General features: G+C 70.6%; 12 protein-coding genes. 7 read left to right on the top strand and 5 right to left on the bottom strand.

Annotated elements, in window-relative coordinates:
- Window positions 1–54: 54 nt before the first annotated feature.
- Window positions 55–1,275: an ROK family transcriptional regulator gene (locus tag ACKUU6_RS25525; RefSeq protein ID WP_407990903.1), complete on the bottom strand. Its 1,221-nt coding sequence runs from the start codon at window positions 1,273–1,275 to the stop codon at window positions 55–57.
- Between the two features lie 144 nt (window positions 1,276–1,419).
- Between ACKUU6_RS25525 and ACKUU6_RS25530 the strand changes: the two genes are divergently transcribed.
- From ACKUU6_RS25530 to ACKUU6_RS25545, 4 genes are read left to right on the top strand one after another with little or no spacing between them, the layout of a single operon-like run.
- A complete protein-coding gene (locus tag ACKUU6_RS25530; protein ID WP_407990904.1) occupies window positions 1,420–2,733 on the top strand; it encodes an ABC transporter substrate-binding protein in 1,314 nt (437 codons plus the stop codon).
- 1 nt (window position 2,734) lies between these two features.
- Window positions 2,735–3,643, top strand: coding sequence for a carbohydrate ABC transporter permease (locus ACKUU6_RS25535; RefSeq protein ID WP_407990905.1), 909 nt, complete (start codon window positions 2,735–2,737; stop codon window positions 3,641–3,643).
- Window positions 3,636–4,493, top strand: a complete 858-nt coding sequence (locus ACKUU6_RS25540; protein WP_407990906.1) for a carbohydrate ABC transporter permease — start codon at window positions 3,636–3,638, stop codon at window positions 4,491–4,493. The genes ACKUU6_RS25535 and ACKUU6_RS25540 overlap by 8 nt, the downstream gene beginning before the upstream one ends.
- Before the next feature lie 17 nt (window positions 4,494–4,510).
- Window positions 4,511–5,851, top strand: coding sequence for a GH1 family beta-glucosidase (locus ACKUU6_RS25545; protein ID WP_407992237.1), 1,341 nt, complete (start codon window positions 4,511–4,513; stop codon window positions 5,849–5,851).
- A 15-nt stretch (window positions 5,852–5,866) separates the two neighbouring features.
- On the opposite strand, the gene ACKUU6_RS25550 is transcribed toward ACKUU6_RS25545, so the two are convergent.
- The 3 genes from ACKUU6_RS25550 to ACKUU6_RS25560 all read right to left on the bottom strand — a co-directional run bounded on the left by ACKUU6_RS25550 (window position 5,867) and on the right by ACKUU6_RS25560 (window position 10,121).
- Window positions 5,867–6,466: a hypothetical protein gene (locus ACKUU6_RS25550; protein ID WP_407990907.1), complete on the bottom strand. Its 600-nt coding sequence runs from the start codon at window positions 6,464–6,466 to the stop codon at window positions 5,867–5,869.
- Window positions 6,467–6,588: 122 nt separating this feature from the next.
- Window positions 6,589–8,619: a CocE/NonD family hydrolase gene (locus ACKUU6_RS25555; RefSeq protein WP_407990908.1), complete on the bottom strand. Its 2,031-nt coding sequence runs from the start codon at window positions 8,617–8,619 to the stop codon at window positions 6,589–6,591.
- A gap of 14 nt (window positions 8,620–8,633) precedes the next feature.
- Window positions 8,634–10,121, bottom strand: coding sequence for a peptide MFS transporter (locus ACKUU6_RS25560; RefSeq protein WP_407990909.1), 1,488 nt, complete (start codon window positions 10,119–10,121; stop codon window positions 8,634–8,636).
- 226 nt (window positions 10,122–10,347) lie between these two features.
- On the opposite strand from ACKUU6_RS25560, the gene ACKUU6_RS25565 reads away from it, so the two are divergent.
- Both ACKUU6_RS25565 and ACKUU6_RS25570 read left to right on the top strand, forming a co-directional pair.
- Complete coding sequence (locus ACKUU6_RS25565; RefSeq protein WP_407992238.1) at window positions 10,348–11,451, top strand: HoxN/HupN/NixA family nickel/cobalt transporter; 1,104 nt, start codon at window positions 10,348–10,350, stop codon at window positions 11,449–11,451.
- Window positions 11,452–11,732: 281 nt separating this feature from the next.
- Window positions 11,733–14,156, top strand: coding sequence for a lamin tail domain-containing protein (locus ACKUU6_RS25570; RefSeq protein ID WP_407990910.1), 2,424 nt, complete (start codon window positions 11,733–11,735; stop codon window positions 14,154–14,156).
- A 73-nt stretch (window positions 14,157–14,229) separates the two neighbouring features.
- On the opposite strand, the gene ACKUU6_RS25575 is transcribed toward ACKUU6_RS25570, so the two are convergent.
- The gene (locus ACKUU6_RS25575) at window positions 14,230–15,150 is read right to left on the bottom strand and encodes an SGNH/GDSL hydrolase family protein (RefSeq protein ID WP_407990911.1); all 921 of its coding nucleotides are present in this window, start codon (window positions 15,148–15,150) and stop codon (window positions 14,230–14,232) included.
- A gap of 309 nt (window positions 15,151–15,459) precedes the next feature.
- Between ACKUU6_RS25575 and ACKUU6_RS25580 the strand changes: the two genes are divergently transcribed.
- A complete protein-coding gene (locus ACKUU6_RS25580; protein WP_407990912.1) occupies window positions 15,460–17,115 on the top strand; it encodes an FAD-binding dehydrogenase in 1,656 nt (551 codons plus the stop codon).
- The last annotated feature ends 187 nt before the right edge of the window (window positions 17,116–17,302 follow it).

The following is a 17,302-nucleotide window of genomic DNA, read 5'->3' on the forward strand; positions in this document are numbered from 1 at the left end:
CGTCCGTCCGGTGCCTCTGTCGCAGTACTCCGAGCCCGTGCGGGTTGCGGAGGTTCAGGGCCGGGTCGAGATCTCTCCGCCGGAGTCGAGGAAGCGGGAGAGCGGGAGCGTCGCCGCCCCGACGGTGACGGCGTCGGGGCCGAGCTGGCCGAGTTCGATGGAGGTCTGCGCGCGGGGGAAGCGCAGTGCGTACGAGTCGGCCGCGTCCTGGACGGCGGGAAGCAGGCGGGGACCGAGCAGTAGGCCGGCCCAGCCGCCGATGATGATCCGTTCGGGGTTGAACAGGTTGATCAGGTCGGCGATCGCCGCGCCGAAGTACTCGGCGGACTCGGCGAGCAGGGTGACGGCTGACGGCACGTCACGTTCGGCGGCGGCCAGCAGGGCGGCCAGGCCCTCCTTCTCCGAGCTGCCGGGCGGGGCCTCGCCCCAGCGCTCGACCAGCGCCTCGGCGCCGACGTACGCCTCCAGGCAGCCCCGCGAGCCGCAGCGGCAGAGCCGGCCGCCGACGTGCACCTTGGTGTGGCCCCACTCGCCCGCGCTGCTGGTGGCGCCGCGGAACCGGGCGCCGTCGGCGATCACGCAGGCGCCGACCCCCGAGCCGAACAGGGCGACCACCGCGTGCCGCGCCCCCTGGCCGGCGCCGAACCACATCTCGGCCTGGCCGAGCGTCTTGGCGCCGTTGTCGACGTGGAGCGGCAGGTCGGTGCCGGCCCGCAGCAGGCGGCCGAGCGGGACGGCGTCCCAGTCCACGGTCTGGCTGTGCACCACGATGTCCAGACCGTTCCGGTCGGGATCGCCCTGCTCGACGATGCCGGGCACGCCGATGCCGACGCCGAGCACCTGGGACTCCTCGATGCCGGTCCGCTTCAGCACCTCGCCGATCCCGGTGAGCATCGACTCGACCACGTGGTCGACGTCGTGGCCGTGGTCGGAGAGTGGGTGGTCGCTCGCGGCGAGCTCGGTCAGGGCGAGGTCGAACAGCGCGACCCGGACCTGGGTCTCGCCGACGTCCACCCCGATCAGGTGGGCCCGGTCCGGGGTGACCTGGAGCAGGATGCGGGGGCGGCCGCCGTCCGAATCGACCGATCCGCACTCCTCGACCAGCCCGTCCGCGATCAGTTCGCCCACCACGTTGCTGACCGATCCGCCGCTCAGGCCGGTGATCTGGCCCAACTCCTGCCTGCTCAGCGGACCTTGGAAGTACAGCCGGTGCAACAGGGTGGACCGACTGCCCCGTCGCAGGTCACGGACGGTCTGCTTGCCTCGCTCTGCCATCTGGTCTCCCTCCTGATCCGAATCTATCGCTGCCCGGACTCTTGACGCCAGCTTTTCTCACACGTTAAATCACGGTCCGAAGTAAGCATCAGAGCTGGCGACTTCACCCCATCCCCCACCCACTCGTCCGAGAGGGACACGGTCATGCGCCTCAACCGTCCTGCCGCGGCCACCGCCCTGCTTTCCGTCCTCGCCCTGACCGCCACCGCCTGCGGCGGCGGCTCCGCCTCCGGGGGCGGTGACAAAAGCAGCCCCAAGACTCTCACCTACTGGGCGAGCAACCAGGGCACCAGCCTGGAACAGGACAGGCAGGTCCTGGAGCCCGAACTGAGAAAGTTCGAGACTCAGACCGGAATCAAGGTGAAGCTGGAGGTGGTCCCCTGGTCCGACCTGCTGAACCGCATCCTCGCCGCCACCGCCTCCGGCCAGGGACCCGACGTGCTGAACATCGGCAACACCTGGTCCGCCTCGCTCCAGGCCACCGGTGCGCTGCTCCCGTTCGACGACGCCACCTTCGGCCGGATCGGCGGCAAGGACCGGTTCGTCCCCTCGACCATCGCCTCGGCCGGTGCGGCGGGCAAGCCCCCCGCCGCCGTCCCGCTGTACTCGATGGCGTACGGCCTCTACTACAACAAGAAGCTGTTCGAGGCGGCCGGGATCAGCAAGCCCCCCGCCACCTGGGACGAGCTGGTGACGGACGGTCAGAAGCTCACGAATGACGGCAAGTACGGTCTGGCGATCGAGGGCGGCAACGTCTCGGAGAACGTCCACCACGCCTTCGCCTTCGGCAAGCAGCACGGCGCCGACTGGTTCGACGCGGCGGGCAAGCCGACCTTCGACACCCCCGAGGCGGTCGCGGCGGTCAAGCAGTACGTCGACTTCCTGGCCAAGGACAGGATCGCGGCCCCCGGCAACGCCGAGTACGCCGCCAACCAGTCGGTCACCGACTTCGCCGGCGGCAAGGCCGCGATGCTGATGTGGCAGGCCGCCGGGGCCTCGCTCAGATCGCACGGGATGAACCCGGACGACTACGCGGTCGCGCCGATCCCGCTGCCCGCCGGTGCCAGTGGGGGCAGGGCGACCAGTTCGATGGTCGCGGGCATCAACCTGGCGGTCTTCAAGAACAGCAGGAACACCGACGGTGCGCTGCAGTTCGTGAAGTTCATGACCGGAAAGGAGGAGCAGATCCAGCTCAACAAGACCTACGGCTCGATCCCCCCGGTCAAGGAGGCCCAGGCCGACCCGGCGTTCGCCACCCCGGAGTTGAAGACGCTGTCGGAGGTGCTCGCCACCAGTGCGGCCCCGCTGCCGCAGGTCGCCGACGAGAGCCAGTTCGAGACCCTGGTCGGCACGGCGGTGAAGAACCTGCTGGCCGCGGCAGCGGCGGGGAAGCCGGTCACCGACGACAGCGTGAAGGCCGAACTGACCAAGGCCCAGCAGCAGATGCCGGCCCACTGACATGACACGACGGCGACTCGGCCTGCCCTACCTGCTCCTGCTCCCGGCGCTCGCCCTGGAGTTGCTGATCCACCTGGTCCCGATGGTGGTCGGCATGGTGATGAGCCTCAAGCAGCTCACCCAGTTCCACATCCGGGACTGGTCGACCGCTCCCTGGTCCGGCCTCGACAACTACCGCGTGTCGGTGGACTTCTCCGCCCCGATCGGCCGGTCGCTGCTGAACTCCTTCTGGGTCACCTGCCTGTTCACCGCGCTGGCGGTCGGGTTCTCCTGGCTGCTGGGGACGGCGGCGGCCGTCTTCCTACAGGAGTCGTTCCGGGGCCGCGGGCTGCTCCGGACGCTCTTCCTGGTCCCGTACGCCCTGCCGGTGTACGCGGCCGTGATCACCTGGTCGTTCATGTTCCAGCACGACACCGGACTGGTGAACCACGTGCTGGTGGACCAGTTGCACCTGCTCGACGAGAAGCCGTTCTGGCTGATCGGCGACAACAGCTTCACCGCACTGGTGGTGGTGGCCGTCTGGAAGACCTGGCCGTTCGCCTTCCTGACTCTGATGGCCGGACTGCAGAACATCCCGCGCGAGCTGTACGAGGCGGCGGCGATGGACGGCGCCGGGGTCTGGCAGCAGCTGCGGAAGATCACCCTGCCCTCGCTCCGGCCGGTCAACCAGGTGCTGGTCCTGGTGCTGTTCCTGTGGACCTTCAACGACTTCAACACGCCCTACGTGCTGTTCGGGAAGTCCGCACCGGAGCAGGCCGACCTGATCTCCATCCACATCTACCAGTCCTCGTTCGTCACCTGGAACTTCGGTGCGGGGTCGGCGATGTCCGTCCTGCTGCTGCTCTTCCTGCTGCTGGTGACGGCGGTCTACCTCTTCCTCACCTCGCGCCGGAGGGACGCCGATGCTTAGGTCGACCGGTCTCAGACCCCCCGCTTCGTTCCGCTGGGCCCGCCGGGTCTTCCTCACGCTGCTGACCGCCTTCACCCTCACGCCCGTGCTGGTGATGGTCAGTTCCTCGCTCAAGCCGCTGCGGGACGTCCAGGGCCCGTTCCGGTGGATACCGACCGAGCTGACGTTCCGTCCGTACCTGGACATCTGGAGCACCGTCCCGCTGGCCGACTACTTCGTCAACTCGCTGATCGTGTCAGTCAGTGCGACCGTGCTGTCGGTGCTGATCGCGATCCTCTCCGCGTACGCGGTCAGCCGGTACCGGTTCCGTGGGCGGAAGCTGTTCACCGTCACGGTGCTCTCCACCCAGATGTTCCCCGGCATCCTGTTCCTGCTGCCGCTCTTCCTGATCTTCGTCAACATCGGGAACACCACCGGCGTGGCGCTGTACGGCAGCCGGGGCGGGCTGATCCTGACCTACCTGACCTTCTCGCTGCCGTTCTCGATCTGGATGCTGGTCGGCTACTTCGATTCGATTCCACGGGACTTGGACGAGGCGGCGGCGGTTGATGGCTGCGGCCCACTGCGGACACTCCTGCGGATCGTGGTCCCGGCCGCCACCCCCGGGATCGTTGCGGTCAGCGTGTACGCCTTCATGACCGCCTGGGGCGAGGTGCTGTTCGCCTCGGTGATGACCAACGACACCACCCGCACCCTCTCGGTCGGCCTCCAGGGCTACGCCACCCAGAACGACGTCTACTGGAACCAGGTCATGGCGGCTTCCCTGGTGGTCAGTGTGCCCGTGGTCGCCGGATTCCTCCTGTTGCAGCGCCACCTGGTCGCCGGTCTCACCGCCGGGGCCGTCAAATGACCCTCTCCGAAAGGCAGATGATGGATCTCAGTGCACTCCCCGACGACTTCCTCTGGGGCGCGGCGACCTCCGCCTACCAGATCGAGGGCGCGGTGGACGAGGACGGCCGGGCGCCCTCGATCTGGGACACCTTCTCCCGCACCCCCGGCAAGGTGGACAACGGTGACACCGGTGACGTGGCGTGCGACCACTACCGCCGCTGGCCGGAGGACCTCGGTCTGGCACGTCAACTCGGCCTGGACGCTTACCGGTTCTCGATCGCCTGGCCCCGGGTGGTGCCGCTCGCGGACGGCGTGGTCAACCCGGCCGGGCTCGCCTTCTACGACCGCCTCACCGACGCGCTGCTGGAGGCGGGCATCACGCCCTTCGCGACCCTCTACCACTGGGACCTCCCGCAGGCGCAGCAGGACCGGGGCGGGTGGGCCGTCCGGGAGACGGCGGAGCGGCTGGCCGACTACACCGCCGTGGTGGCCGAGCGGCTGGGCGACCGGATCACGCACTGGACCACCCTGAACGAGCCGCTCTGCTCCGCCTGGATCGGGCACCTGGAGGGCAGGATGGCCCCCGGCCTCACCGACCTCACCACGGCCGTCCGCGCCTCGTACCACTTGCACCTCGGGCACGGGCTGGCCACCCAGGTGCTGCGTTCCACCGTGCCCGGTGCGCAGATCGGGATCGTCAACAACCTCAGTCCGATTGAGGCCGCCTCCTCCGGCGACGCGGACCTGGCGGCCGCCGCCCGCGCCGACGGCCACATCAACCGCTGGTGGCTGGACCCGGTGCTCGGCCGGGGCTACCCCGAGGACATGGTGAAGCTCTACGGGGTCGAACTGCCGCAGCAGGACGGCGATCTGGATCTCATCGGTGCACCGCTGGACTGGACCGGGATCAACTACTACTTCCGCCAGTTCGTCGCCGACGACCCGACCGCCCCGGCCCCCGGCTTCCGCCAGGTCCGCGGTCCGAACGCCGAGTGCACCGCGATGGACTGGGAGGTGCACGGCCCCGGCCTGGAGCAGCTGATCCTCCGTCTCACCGAGGAGTACGGTGCCCGTAGGATCTACGTCACCGAGAACGGCTCCGCCTACCAGGACACCGTCACCGCCGACGGCACCGTCCACGACCCCGAACGCACCGCCTACCTCGAACAGCACCTCGCCGCCTGCGCCCGCGCAGTGGCCCAAGGTGCGCCGCTGGCGGGCTACTTCGCGTGGTCACTGCTCGACAACTTCGAGTGGGCGTACGGCTACGACAAGCGCTTCGGACTGGTCCACGTCGACTACGGGACCCAGCGACGCACCGTCAAGAGCAGCGGCCACCGCTACGCGGAACTGATCCGCAACCACCGCGCGCGGTAGGCCGGCCGGCTCGGGCTACGCGGCGGGGGCGGTCTCGTGCCCACGCACCAGCTTCAACAGCTCGGCATCGTGCGGACGGAGCCAGTAGGAGTCCGGGCCGAACTGCACCGAGACCGTGTAGCCCATCCGGGCCTGTACCGCGTTCTGCTGCTGCTGTCCCGACCGGACGACCATCTCGGCCGCGGCGATCGGCTGGACCGCCTGGCCCTTGCCGCGGCCGCGCCAGGCGATCAGCGCCTCGCCCTCCGGCGCCCGCTGCAGCAGGAGGTGGCCCAGGAGCTGACTGCCGTTGCGCAGCCCGAACGTCACGGTGCACAGGCGGACGCCCGCCGCCAGCCGGGCGGCGTCCGCCTCGGGCGTGCGGGCCTTGGCCAGACCCAGGCCGCCGACCAGCTTCGGCGCCCAGCCGCGGTACGCCGCGGAGGTCAGCTCCGCACCCTCGACGCCGGGCAGGAAGGAGGCCGGAAGCAGCGCCTTGAACAGCGCCTCGATCAGGAACCACAGCCCGAACGCCAGCAGCGCCACCAGCGGTCCGCCCAGCGCGAAGCCGGTGAACACCAGCCCCAGCGCGAGCGCGATCGACACGACCAGGTGTACTGCGAGACGGACGTTCACTTCGCTCCTCGGATCCTTCACCGCTCCCCGGCCGGTGAACCTTACCTGGTGGGCGAGGTTCACCGGGCCGGAGGGGGTCTGCGGTGAGCGGCAGACCAGGAGCGGAGGTGGGGCGACGGTGGTCAGGACGCCGTGCGGGGGATCCGGCGCTGCCAGTCCCGCTCGAAGATCACGTCGCCGGCCTCCAGGGCGGTGAGGTGGCTGTGGGTGGTGAAGTGGGTGGCGTCGCAGGTGATTTCGGAGCGGGTGCGGAGGGTGACGTCCCAGCCGAGGTCGGGGCGTTGGAGGCGGATCGTCCAGTCGGAGCGGGTGGTGGCGGAGAGCGGGGCGTCGGTGAGGATGCGGTAGGACTCGAGGGCCTGTTCGTCGAAGACCAGGCCGTCGGGGTAGCGGCGTGAGCCGCCGTAGTTGGGGTCGACCTCCAGGCGCCATTCGCCGGTGGCGAGGTCGTGGAGGACCAGGCGTTCGGGGCGGGCGGTGAGCGGTTCGGTGTACCGGACGTCCAGGGCGGCGGCCTGCTCGGGTGGTTCGAAGGTGATCGGCGGGGAGCCCGCGTCGGCGGCCAGGTGGCGGACCGGCAGGGCCAGTGCGCTGTGGCCGGGGTCGATCTCGAAACCGGTGGCGTCGGCCTGCGGCCAGACCCAGGGCCAGTAGGCGGAGGAGAGGGCGAGTCGGAGGCGGTGGCCGGCCGGGAAGGCGTGGGCGATGGAGACCAGGGAGAACTCGACGTTCTCCACGGTGCCCGGGATCCATTCGACCACCCGGTCCCGGCCCTGACGGGCGGTCAGGTTCAGCACGCCCCGGGTGACCAGGGTGGAGGAGCCGTCGGGGGCGACGTCGCAGAGCCGGGCGATCACCTGCCCGCGTCGGCCGTCGCAGCGGATCCGCAGGCGGACGGAGGCGTTGCCGAGGATCTCGACCGGTTCGGGCAGCGGGGTGGAGTCGAAGCAGACCGAGCGGCCGTCCTCCTCGCGCTGGTCCGGCGGCAGGTCGGAGGCGTTGCCGAAGGGGAAGAACCGCCCGGCGTCGATGCCGGTGTGCTGCGGGGACCTGACCTGGACGAAACGGTCCGGCGAGGGTGTCCCGGCGGTGCGCAGCGCGTCGTCCAGGCCGTAGTGGATCTCGCGGACGTCGGGGGAGGGCCAGCTCTCGTCGCCGACCCACCGGCCGGGACGGTTCGCGTACACGGTCGCGGGCGGCACCGACTCGTTCATCCAGGTGCGCAGGGCGGGTTCTTCCATGACGCCCGTGTCGAGGTCCTTGAGCCAGTGGTCCCACCAGCGCAGGGTCTCCTGGAGGAAGCCGATCGCAGGCCCCGGCGGCAGGCCCCGGTCGGGGTACTGGTGCGACCAGGGGCCGATGATGCCGCGGACCGGTGAGTCGAGGTGCTCGACCAGCCGCAGCACGGTGTCGCGGTAGGGGTCGGCCCAGCCCCCGACGGCGAGTACGGCGGCCTTGATCGCGCCGTAGTCCTCGCAGACGCTGCCGTGCCGCCAGTAGTCGTCCCTGGTCTGGTGCGAGAGCCAGGGGTGGATGAAGGGGTCGACGGCCTCCAGGCGGGAGAGCCAGATCCGCCGCCAGTCCTCGCCGACGTACTTCGGGTCCGGCGGGCGGCCGACGAAGGCGAGCATGGTGGCGGACCAGGCGTGCATGTCGACGGCGAGCAGCGAACCGCCCAGGTAGTGCACGTCGTTGTCGTAGCGGTCGTCGGTCGAGCAGACCGTGACCACGGCCCGCAGGGCGGGAGGGGCGAGGGCCGCGATCTGGAGCGAGTTGAAGCCGCCCCAGGAGATGCCGAACATCCCGACCCGTCCGCTGCACCAGGGCTGGGCCGCCAGCCACTCCACCACCGCGACGCCGTCGGCGAGCTCCTGCGCGGAGTACTCGTCGCCGGGCAGCCCGCCGGAGTTCCCGTGCCCGCGGACGTCGACCCGGACCGAGGCGTAGCCGTGGCCCGCGTACCAGGGGTGGCGCTGGGCGTCGCGCGGCGCCGTCCAGTCGGTGAGCCGGTAGGGCAGGTACTCCAGCAGGGCGGGCACCGGCCGGTCGGTGACGGGGCGCCAGATCCGGGCGTAGAGCTCGGTGCCGTCGGCCATCCGGATGCGGAGGTCCTCGCGGGTGGTCCCGTACGGGTAGCTGTCGGGGTGCTGCATCGGGGGACCTCCGGCTAATGAACGGGGTGCATGGTCCGGCGCATCCAGGGGAGCGCGAGGTACAGCGCGATCCCGGCGGCCACGGCGAGCAGGCCGAGCGAGCCGTAGTAGGCCGAGTCGGCGATCTCGCCGTAGAGCTTGGTCAGCTGGGCGGCGATGCCCTGGGAGAGGGCGAGCGAGAGGAACCAGACCGCCATGGTCTGGCTCGCGAAGTGCCGGGGCGCCAGCTTGCTGGTGGCGGACATCCCGGTGGTCTCCAGCAGGATGTCGCCGACGCCCATGAAGAGGTAGCAGCCGAGCAGCCAGAGCCCGGCGATCCGGTAGCTCCCGGTCCGCCCGGCGGTGGCCGGGACAAGGACCAGGAAGGAGGCGCCGGCCGCGAACAGCGAGTGGGCGATCTTCCGGGAGGCGTGCGGCTGACGGTCGCCCAGCCGCACCCAGAGCGCGGCGACCACGGGGGCGAGCAGGACCTCGATCGCGCCCAGCACGGAGGTCCACCAGCTGGACGGGAAGTGCCAACCGAAGATGCTGTTGTCCACGTGGTGCACCGCGAGCAGGGCGAGCGTGGTGTAGGAGGAGAACAGCACCAGGTTGAAGACCACCGACGCGAGGAAGAGGACCACGTACGGCCGCAGCCGGCCGCGCTCCTCCCGGCTCACCTCGGGGCTGCGGAACATCACCGCGAAGTAGGCGATCGGGGCGAGTACGGAGACCAGCGTGATCGCGTCGACCGCGCGGTCCATGGTGAGCAGCCCGAGCAGGTGCAGCAGCACCCCGACGGCGGCGACCAGGACCGCCGCGGCCACCGCCCGGCCGGCCCAGCGGGAGCGTTCGGCGTCGGTGAGCGGGTGCACCGGGCCGCGGTCCCGGTGCAGGGTGGAGCGGCCCAGGACGTACTGGACCACGCCGAAGGTCATGCCGATCGCGGCGGCCGAGAATCCCCAGTGCCAGCCCACGTTCTGGCCGAGCCAGCCGCTGACCAGCGGGCCCGCGAAGGCACCGATGTTGATGGCCATGTAGTAGAGGGCGAAGCCCGCGTCGCGGCGGTCGTCGTCGGTGGCGTAGAGGCCGCCGACCAGGGTGGCGGCGTTGGGCTTCAGGAAGCCGGTGCCGACCACGATCAGGCCGAGGCCGGCCCAGGTCATCGTGGCGGTGGGCACCGCCATCGCGTAGTGCCCGCAGGCGATCAGCACGCCGCCGTAGAGCACGGCCCGGTGGGAACCGGTCATCCGGTCGGCCATCCAGCCGCCGACCACCGAGGTCAGGTAGACCAGGGTGCCGTACGCGGAGACCACCGAGGCGGCGGTTCCCTGGAGCATGCCGAGGCCGCCGTTGGTGACCGGGTCGGCGAAGTAGAGCACCAGGATGGCCTGCATGCCGAGGAAGGAGAACCGTTCCCAGACCTCGAGGCCGGAGAGGGTGAGCAGTCCGCGGGGGTGACCGAAGAAGGAGTGGTCGAGCCGGGCGGGGTTCTGGCTGCCGACGTCTGTGCTGTTCAGCAAGGGAGCTGCCTCCGGTCGTTCCGGTGATCACCGAATCAGACAATAGAGGACTTTTGCCTCTATTTCCTGACGGACCGTGAGCTGAGGCGCCGTCCGAGCGGCCCGAATGCTCCCGTGCGCCGGGGTGGCGCAGTTGCGCATAGCTTGCAACTGCGACCCTCTCCGGGGAAGGATGGCCCAGCTCGGCGTACTGGGCATCTCGTACGACTGCATGGAGGACTACCGCATGGCTGCGACCGGCCGACTGCGCGACCGGCTCACCCGACAGGAGTGGGTGCGACTCGCCGGGATGGGAGGTTTCGTCCTGGCCCTGCACGTGATCGGGTGGTTCACCCTGATCGCGCTGGTCGCCCCGGAGCAGTACGACGTCGGCGGCCAGGTCTTCGGCGTCGGGATGGGCCTGACCGCCTACACGCTCGGCATGCGGCACGCCTTCGACGCGGACCACATCGCGGCGATCGACAACACCACCCGCAAGTTGATGGGGCAGGGACAGCGCCCGCTCTCGGTCGGCTTCTGGTTCTCGCTCGGCCACTCCTCGGTGGTCTTCGGCCTCTGCGCGCTGCTCGCCTTCGGCATCCAGTCGCTGGCCGGACAGGTGGAGTCGGACGACTCCACCCTGCACGACCTGACCGGCCTGATCGGGGTCAGCGTCTCGGGCGTGTTCCTGGTGCTGATCGGTCTGATCAACCTGGGTGCCTTCAACGGGATCCTCAAGGTGTTCCGGAAGATGCGCCAGGGCGAGTTCGACGAGGACGAGCTGGAGCGCCAGCTCGACCGGCGCGGCTTCCTGAACCGGATCCTCGGCCGGGTCACCAGGGCCGTCACCAAGCCCTGGCACATGTACCCGGTCGGCCTGCTCTTCGGCCTCGGCTTCGACACCGCCACCGAGGTCTCGCTGCTGGTGCTGGCCGGCGGCGCCGCCGCCTTCCAGCTGCCCTGGTACGCCCTGCTGGTGCTGCCGGTGCTGTTCGCGGCGGGGATGAGCCTGCTGGACACCATCGACGGCTCGTTCATGAATTTCGCCTACGAGTGGGCCTTCTCCAAGCCGGTCCGCAAGATCTACTACAACCTCACCGTCACCGGCCTCTCGGTGCTGGTCGCGCTGGTGGTCGGCACCATTGAACTGGTCGGCCTGCTCCGCGAGAAGCTCGACATCACGTCCGGCCCGGTGGCCTGGATCGGCTCGATCGAGCTCGACATGGTCGGGTACGCGATCGTCGGCCTGTTCGTGCTCACCTGGGCCGGGGCGGTCGGGTACTGGAAGCTCGGCCGGGTCGAGGAGCGCTGGTCGGCGGGACTGGAGAAGGCCGCCGCCGTCCGGGACTGACGGCCACTCACCCGCCGCACGGCCCGGGCCGGGAGCGCTGCCAACCGCAGGCTCCCGGCCCGGGCCGTTGCCGTACCGGTCGGCCGACCGTCTTCCGGTGGTATCCAACTGTTAACGGGCAACCCCTTGTCGGGCCAATTTCTACGCGCGTATCTTGGGGGCCGCCGGATCCGACCGGCCGATGATCTACGCGGGTAGTGCGCCGCTGCGCCCTATCTGACCCACCCTCAGCTACCGACGACCCCACGACCGTCGGAGCATCGACCGAGGAGTCCTGCCCGGTGACCAAGTCCACCGCTCCCCGCCGTTCCCGCCGCAGCCTGCTGCGCGCGACCCTGTTGCCCGCCGGTGTGGCGGCCTCGCTGGTGCTCGTCCCGCTGCCCGGCGCCTTCGCCGCGGTGTCGGCCGACGCGGTGATCTCCGAGGTGTACGGCGGCGGTGGCAACTCCGGTGCCATGCTGAAGAACGACTTCATCGAGCTGGCCAACAGGGGTGGCGCCGCCTTCGGCCTGGCCGGGTACAGCGTGCAGTACCTGCCGGGCACCCCGAGCGCCGGATCGAAGTGGGGCGTCACTCCGCTGACCGGTTCGATCGCCCCCGGCGGCCGCTACCTGATCGCCGAGGCCGCGGGTACTGGTGGCACCGTGGTGCTGCCCACCCCGGACGCCACCGGCACGCTGGCGCTCTCCGGCGCCAGCGGCACGATCGCGCTGGTCCAGGGCACCGACCCGCTGAGCTGCAAGACCGCCGCCGACTGCGCGGCCGAGCCGCGGATCAAGGACCTGGTCGGCTTCGGCACCGCGGTGGTCCGGGAGGGCTCCGGCCCGGCCGCCGGGGCGAGCAACACCGCCTCGGTCGCACGGACGGCCGGCCTCCCGGACACCGACGACAACGCCGCCGACCTCAAGGCCGGTGCGCCGACCCCGGTCAACTCCGCCGGTGAGGCCCCCGAGGGCGGCGACACCCCGACCGGGCCCGCCGAGCCCGGCAGTGTCCGGATCCACGACATCCAGGGCAACACCCGCCTGTCGCCGAAGGTCGGCAAGAACATCGCCGGCGTCCCCGGCATCGTCACCGGCGTGCGCACCTACGGCTCCAAGGGCTTCTGGATCCAGGACCCGAACCCGGACGCCGACCCGGCCACCAGCGAGGGCCTCTTCGTCTACACCGGCAGCGCCCCGACCGTGGCGGTCGGCGACTCGGTGCTGGTGACCGGCAAGGTCGCCGAGTACTACCCGGCGGCCGCCGCGGGCGGCCAGTCCATGACCCAGCTGACCGCGCCCGCCGTCACGGTGCTGTCGGCCGGTAACCCGGTGCCCGCCCCGGTGGTGCTGGACGACGCGAGCATTCCGGCGGCGTACGCGCCGGACGCGGCCGGTGGCAGCATCGAGAACCTCACGCTGGCGCCCGGGAGTTACGCGCTCGACCGGTTCGAGTCGCTGGAGGGCATGAACGTCCGGGTCGAGAACACCCGGGTCGTCCAGGCCACCGACAAGTACAACGAGCTCTGGGTGGAGGCGCGTCAGCAGGACCCGGCCAGCAGCCGGGGCGGGGCGGTCTACCTCGGCTACGACCGGCCGAACTCCGGCCGGGTGATGGTCCAGTCGCTGCTTCCGCTGGCCGACAGCCCGTTCCCGGTTGCCAACGTCGGTGACGAGCTGACCGGGATCACCGAAGGGCCGCTGGACTACAACCGCTTCGGCGGTTACACGCTGGCCGCGACCACGCTGGGTGCGGTCCGGGACAACGGGCTGCAGCGCGAGGTGACCGACCGGGCGCTGCCCAGCGAGGTCGCGATCGCCACCTACAACGTGGAGAACCTGGACCCGAGCGACCCGGACGAGAAGTTCGCCCAGCTCGCCAAGGGCGTGGTGACCAACCTGCGTTCGCCCGACGTCGTGGTGCTGGAGGAGATCCAGGACAACAACGGCGCGGTCAACGACGGTACGGTGGACGCGAGTTCGACGATCGCCAAGTTCACCGCCGCGATCGCGGCGGCGGGTGGCCCGGCCTACGACTGGCGCTCGATCAACCCGGAGAACAACAAGGACGGCGGGGAGCCCGGTGGCAACATCCGCACGGTCTTCCTCTTCAACCCGGCCCGGGTCTCCTTCACCGACACCCCCGGCGGCAGCGCGACCAGCGCGGTGGACGTCACCGGCACCGGCAAGTGGGCCTCGCTGACCGCCTCCCCGGGCCGGATCGACCCCGGCAACGAGGCGTGGGACTCCAGCCGCAAGCCGATGGTGGGCGAGTTCAAGTTCCACAACAAGAAGATCTTCGTCATCGCCAACCACTTCAACAGCAAGGGCGGCGACCAGGGTCTGGACAGCCGCTTCCAGGCGCCGGCCCGCAGCTCCGAGGTGCAGCGGACCAAGCAGGCGGTCGTCGAGCAGGGCTTCGTCGCCAAGCTGCTGGCCGCTGACCCGAACGCCCGGGTGGTCTCGGTGGGCGACTTCAACGACTACCAGTTCTCCCCGGCGCTCAAGGCGCTCACCAAGGAGTGCGTGCTGCGGGACCTGGTCAACGAGCTGCCGGCGAGCGAGCGTTACTCGTACGTCTACCAGGGCAACTCGCAGGTGCTCGACCACAGCCTGGTCAGCCCGGCGCTGAAGCACGTCGAGTACGACGTGGTGCACATCAACAGCGAGTTCGCCTCGCAGGCCAGTGACCACGACCCGCAGATCGTGCGCATCAAGCCGTGACGCCGAACTGACGGGGCGCGGACCGAAGTTCCGGTCCGCGCCCCGTCGCCGTTCCGGTCCGGCCGGAGCAGGTCTACTTCGCGAGCACCTTGAGCACCGTGTCGGCCATCACGCGCTCGCCGGCCGCGTTCGGGTGGAACGGGGCGGCGGGGGACTGCGGCAGCAGGCCCTCGATCCACGGCGTGGCCGAGCAGGCGTCGTGGCCCTTGGTCGGGGTCGCCGTGTCCACGTAGGTGGCGCCGTTGGCGGCGGCGGTCCTGGCCAGCATGGCGTTCAGGTCGCCCAGTACGCCGTGCAGGTACTCCACGTCGCCGGGCGTGACGGGCTGGCGGCCGACGCAGTTCGCCCCGTTCGAGGGCACGACGGACGGGTAACCCACCAGCAGTACCTTGGCCTTGGGCGATTTGGCGTGGATCCGGCGCAGGCCGTCCGCGAGCTGGGGTTCGGCGGCGGCGATCCGGGTGCGTAGCTTGTCCTCGCCGTAGACCCACTGGAACTGCCAGTCCCGCCAAGCCCAGTGCCCGTCGGCGTACACGTCCTTGCACGGGGTGCCGAGCGGGTTGACCACGGCTCCGCCGACGCAGGTGGCGATCAGCTCGGCCACGCCGAGGTCGCTGACCCCGAGGTCGTTGCCGCCGATCCCCAGGGTGACCAGCGCGGTGTCCGGCCTCAGAGCGTTCAACTGCGCTGAGTAGACGCCGTACTGAGCTTCAGTCAGGTGCTTCACCTTGGCGGCGGAGCAGGTGACGTCGGTGTACGTGGTGCTCTGCAGGGCGGCGGCCACCAGGTGGCCGTAGTTCTGGTCCGAGCGCAGGCAGAGCCCGCCGGACTGGTTCGGCACCAGGGCGCCGGCCGCGAACGAGTCGCCGAGTGCGACGTACGGGCCCGCGCCCGTCCCGGCGTGGGCGGCCGGAGCGGTCAGCGCGGCGAGTGCGGCGGTGGCCAGCAGGCCGCCGAGCACGGCGGGAAGACGCTTTCGGGCAGGGCTGAACACGGTGCCTCCTGAGGGGTGGAGAGACGCGCGGGTGGGTGGGGGCAGTTCAGCCGGCTGCTACTGGCAAGTAAGTTACTGGCAGGTTAATCGGGCTGTCCAGAGCGTTCGCGGGAATTCCGGGATATCCGTCAAACGGCCGCGAATTACGCTCCAGGGCGGATCGTTTGAATACATCATTTCGCTACTGGGCGGAGCGAAAAACGATTCGTCAGCAAATGCCGGTACCGGCCACCTGGTTACCCGTCGGTTGACCTGCTGGGCCGGAGGCCGCAGAATCCGGACACGCCTGCTCACCCTGGAGGATCATCCGTGACACTGGACGCCGACGTCATCGTGATCGGAGCCGGGCTGGCAGGCCTGGTCGCCACCGCCGAACTCGCCGACGCCGGACGGAAGGTGATCCTGCTCGACCAGGAGCCGGCCGCCTCGCTCGGCGGTCAGGCGCACTGGTCCTTCGGCGGTCTCTTCCTGGTCGACTCGCCCGAGCAGCGCCGGATGCGGATCCGCGACTCGCACGAACTGGCCTGGCAGGACTGGCTCGGCACGGCGGGCTTCGACCGCCCCGAGGACGCCTGGCCGCGTCGCTGGGCCGAGGCGTACGTCGACTTCGCGGCGGGTGAGAAGCGGTCCTGGCTGCACGGACAGGGCGTCAGGTTCTTCCCCGTGGTCGGCTGGGCCGAGCGCGGCGGGCTGCTGGCCAGTGGGCCGGGCAACTCGGTGCCGCGCTTCCACATCACCTGGGGGACCGGGCCCGGGCTGGTCGAGCCGTTCGCCCGCCGGGTGCGGGCCGCCGCCGCGCGCGGGCTGGTCGACCTGCGGTTCCGGCACCGGGTGACCGGCCTGTCGGCGAGTGCCGGATCGGTCGACACCGTCACGGGCGAGGTGCTGGCGCCCAGCACGGTGGCCCGGGGCGAGGCGAGTTCACGGGAGGTCGCCGGGGCCTTCGAGCTGCGGGCGCAGGCGGTGATCGTCACCTCGGGCGGCATCGGCGGCAACCACGAACTGGTCCGGAAGGCGTGGCCCGCCCGGCTCGGCACCCCGCCCGAGAAGCTGCTCTCCGGCGTGCCCGCGCACGTGGACGGCCTGATGCTCGGCATCACGGGTGCGGCGGGCGGTCACCTGATCAACGGTGACCGGATGTGGCACTACACCGAGGGCATCGAGAACTGGGACCCGATCTGGCCGCAGCACGGCATCCGCATCCTGCCGGGTCCGTCCTCGCTCTGGCTGGACGCGCGCGGCAGGCGGCTGCCGGTGCCGCTGTTCCCGGGGTTCGACACCCTGGGCACGCTGGAGCACATCATGACGACCGGTCACGACCACACCTGGTTCGTGCTCACCCAGAAGATCATCGAGAAGGAGTTCGCCCTCTCCGGCTCCGAGCAGAACCCCGACCTGACCGGGAAGTCGGTCCGGGAGGTGCTGCGCCGCGCGCTGCCCGGCGCCACCGCGCCGGTCGAGGCGTTCAAGAAGCACGGCGCGGACTTCGTGGTCGCGGACTCGCTCACCGAGCTCGTGCGCGGCATGAACGAGAAGACGCCCGACGCCCTGATCGACGAGGCCGAGCTGCGCCGCGAGATCGAGGCCCGCGACCGCGAGATGGCCAACCCGTTCAGCAAGGACCTCCAGGTGACGGCCATCCACGGTGCCCGCCGCTACCTCGGCGACAAGCTGATCCGCACCGCCTCCCCGCACCGCCTGCTCGACCCGAAGGCCGGCCCGCTGATCGCGGTACGGCTGAACATCCTCACCCGCAAGTCACTCGGCGGCCTGGAGACCGACCTCGACTCGCGCGTCCTCCGAGCGGACGGCTCGGTCCTCGACGGCGTCTACGCGGCGGGCGAGGCAGCCGGCTTCGGAGGCGGCGGAGTCCACGGCTACCGCTCCCTGGAGGGCACCTTCCTCGGCGGCTGCCTCTTCTCCGGCCGAGCGGCGGGCCGCGCGGCGGCGAAGGCGACCGGGTGACCGTGGTCCCAGTGCTTCGGCTGCACCTGGTCGATACGGGGCGGGGTCTGACGTTCGGGGACTTCGCCACGCTGGACGCCTGGCTGGGCGGGGCCGGGCTCCGGGGTGGCTCGGGCGGCGTGGCCGGCGGTTTTTCGGTGACCGGCGCTGGGGCAGGGGGCGCGCAGCGGTACGGGCCGCCGGTGGG

It is taken from the genome of Kitasatospora sp. CMC57 (genome assembly GCF_045866025.2).
Classification (GTDB): Bacteria; Actinomycetota; Actinomycetes; order Streptomycetales; family Streptomycetaceae; genus Kitasatospora.

Excerpts from the sequence above, each read along its gene's own strand:
- ACKUU6_RS25535 (WP_407990905.1), top strand. The coding sequence starts at position 2,735 with ATGACACGACGGCGACTCGGCCTGCCCTACCTGCTCCTGCTCCCGGCG.
- ACKUU6_RS25525 (WP_407990903.1), bottom strand. The coding sequence starts at position 1,275 with ATGGCAGAGCGAGGCAAGCAGACCGTCCGTGACCTGCGACGGGGCAGT.
- ACKUU6_RS25545 (WP_407992237.1), top strand. The coding sequence starts at position 4,511 with ATGATGGATCTCAGTGCACTCCCCGACGACTTCCTCTGGGGCGCGGCG.
- ACKUU6_RS25540 (WP_407990906.1), top strand. The coding sequence starts at position 3,636 with ATGCTTAGGTCGACCGGTCTCAGACCCCCCGCTTCGTTCCGCTGGGCC.
- ACKUU6_RS25530 (WP_407990904.1), top strand. The coding sequence starts at position 1,420 with ATGCGCCTCAACCGTCCTGCCGCGGCCACCGCCCTGCTTTCCGTCCTC.
- ACKUU6_RS25565 (WP_407992238.1), top strand. The coding sequence starts at position 10,348 with ATGGCTGCGACCGGCCGACTGCGCGACCGGCTCACCCGACAGGAGTGG.
- ACKUU6_RS25555 (WP_407990908.1), bottom strand. The coding sequence starts at position 8,619 with ATGCAGCACCCCGACAGCTACCCGTACGGGACCACCCGCGAGGACCTC.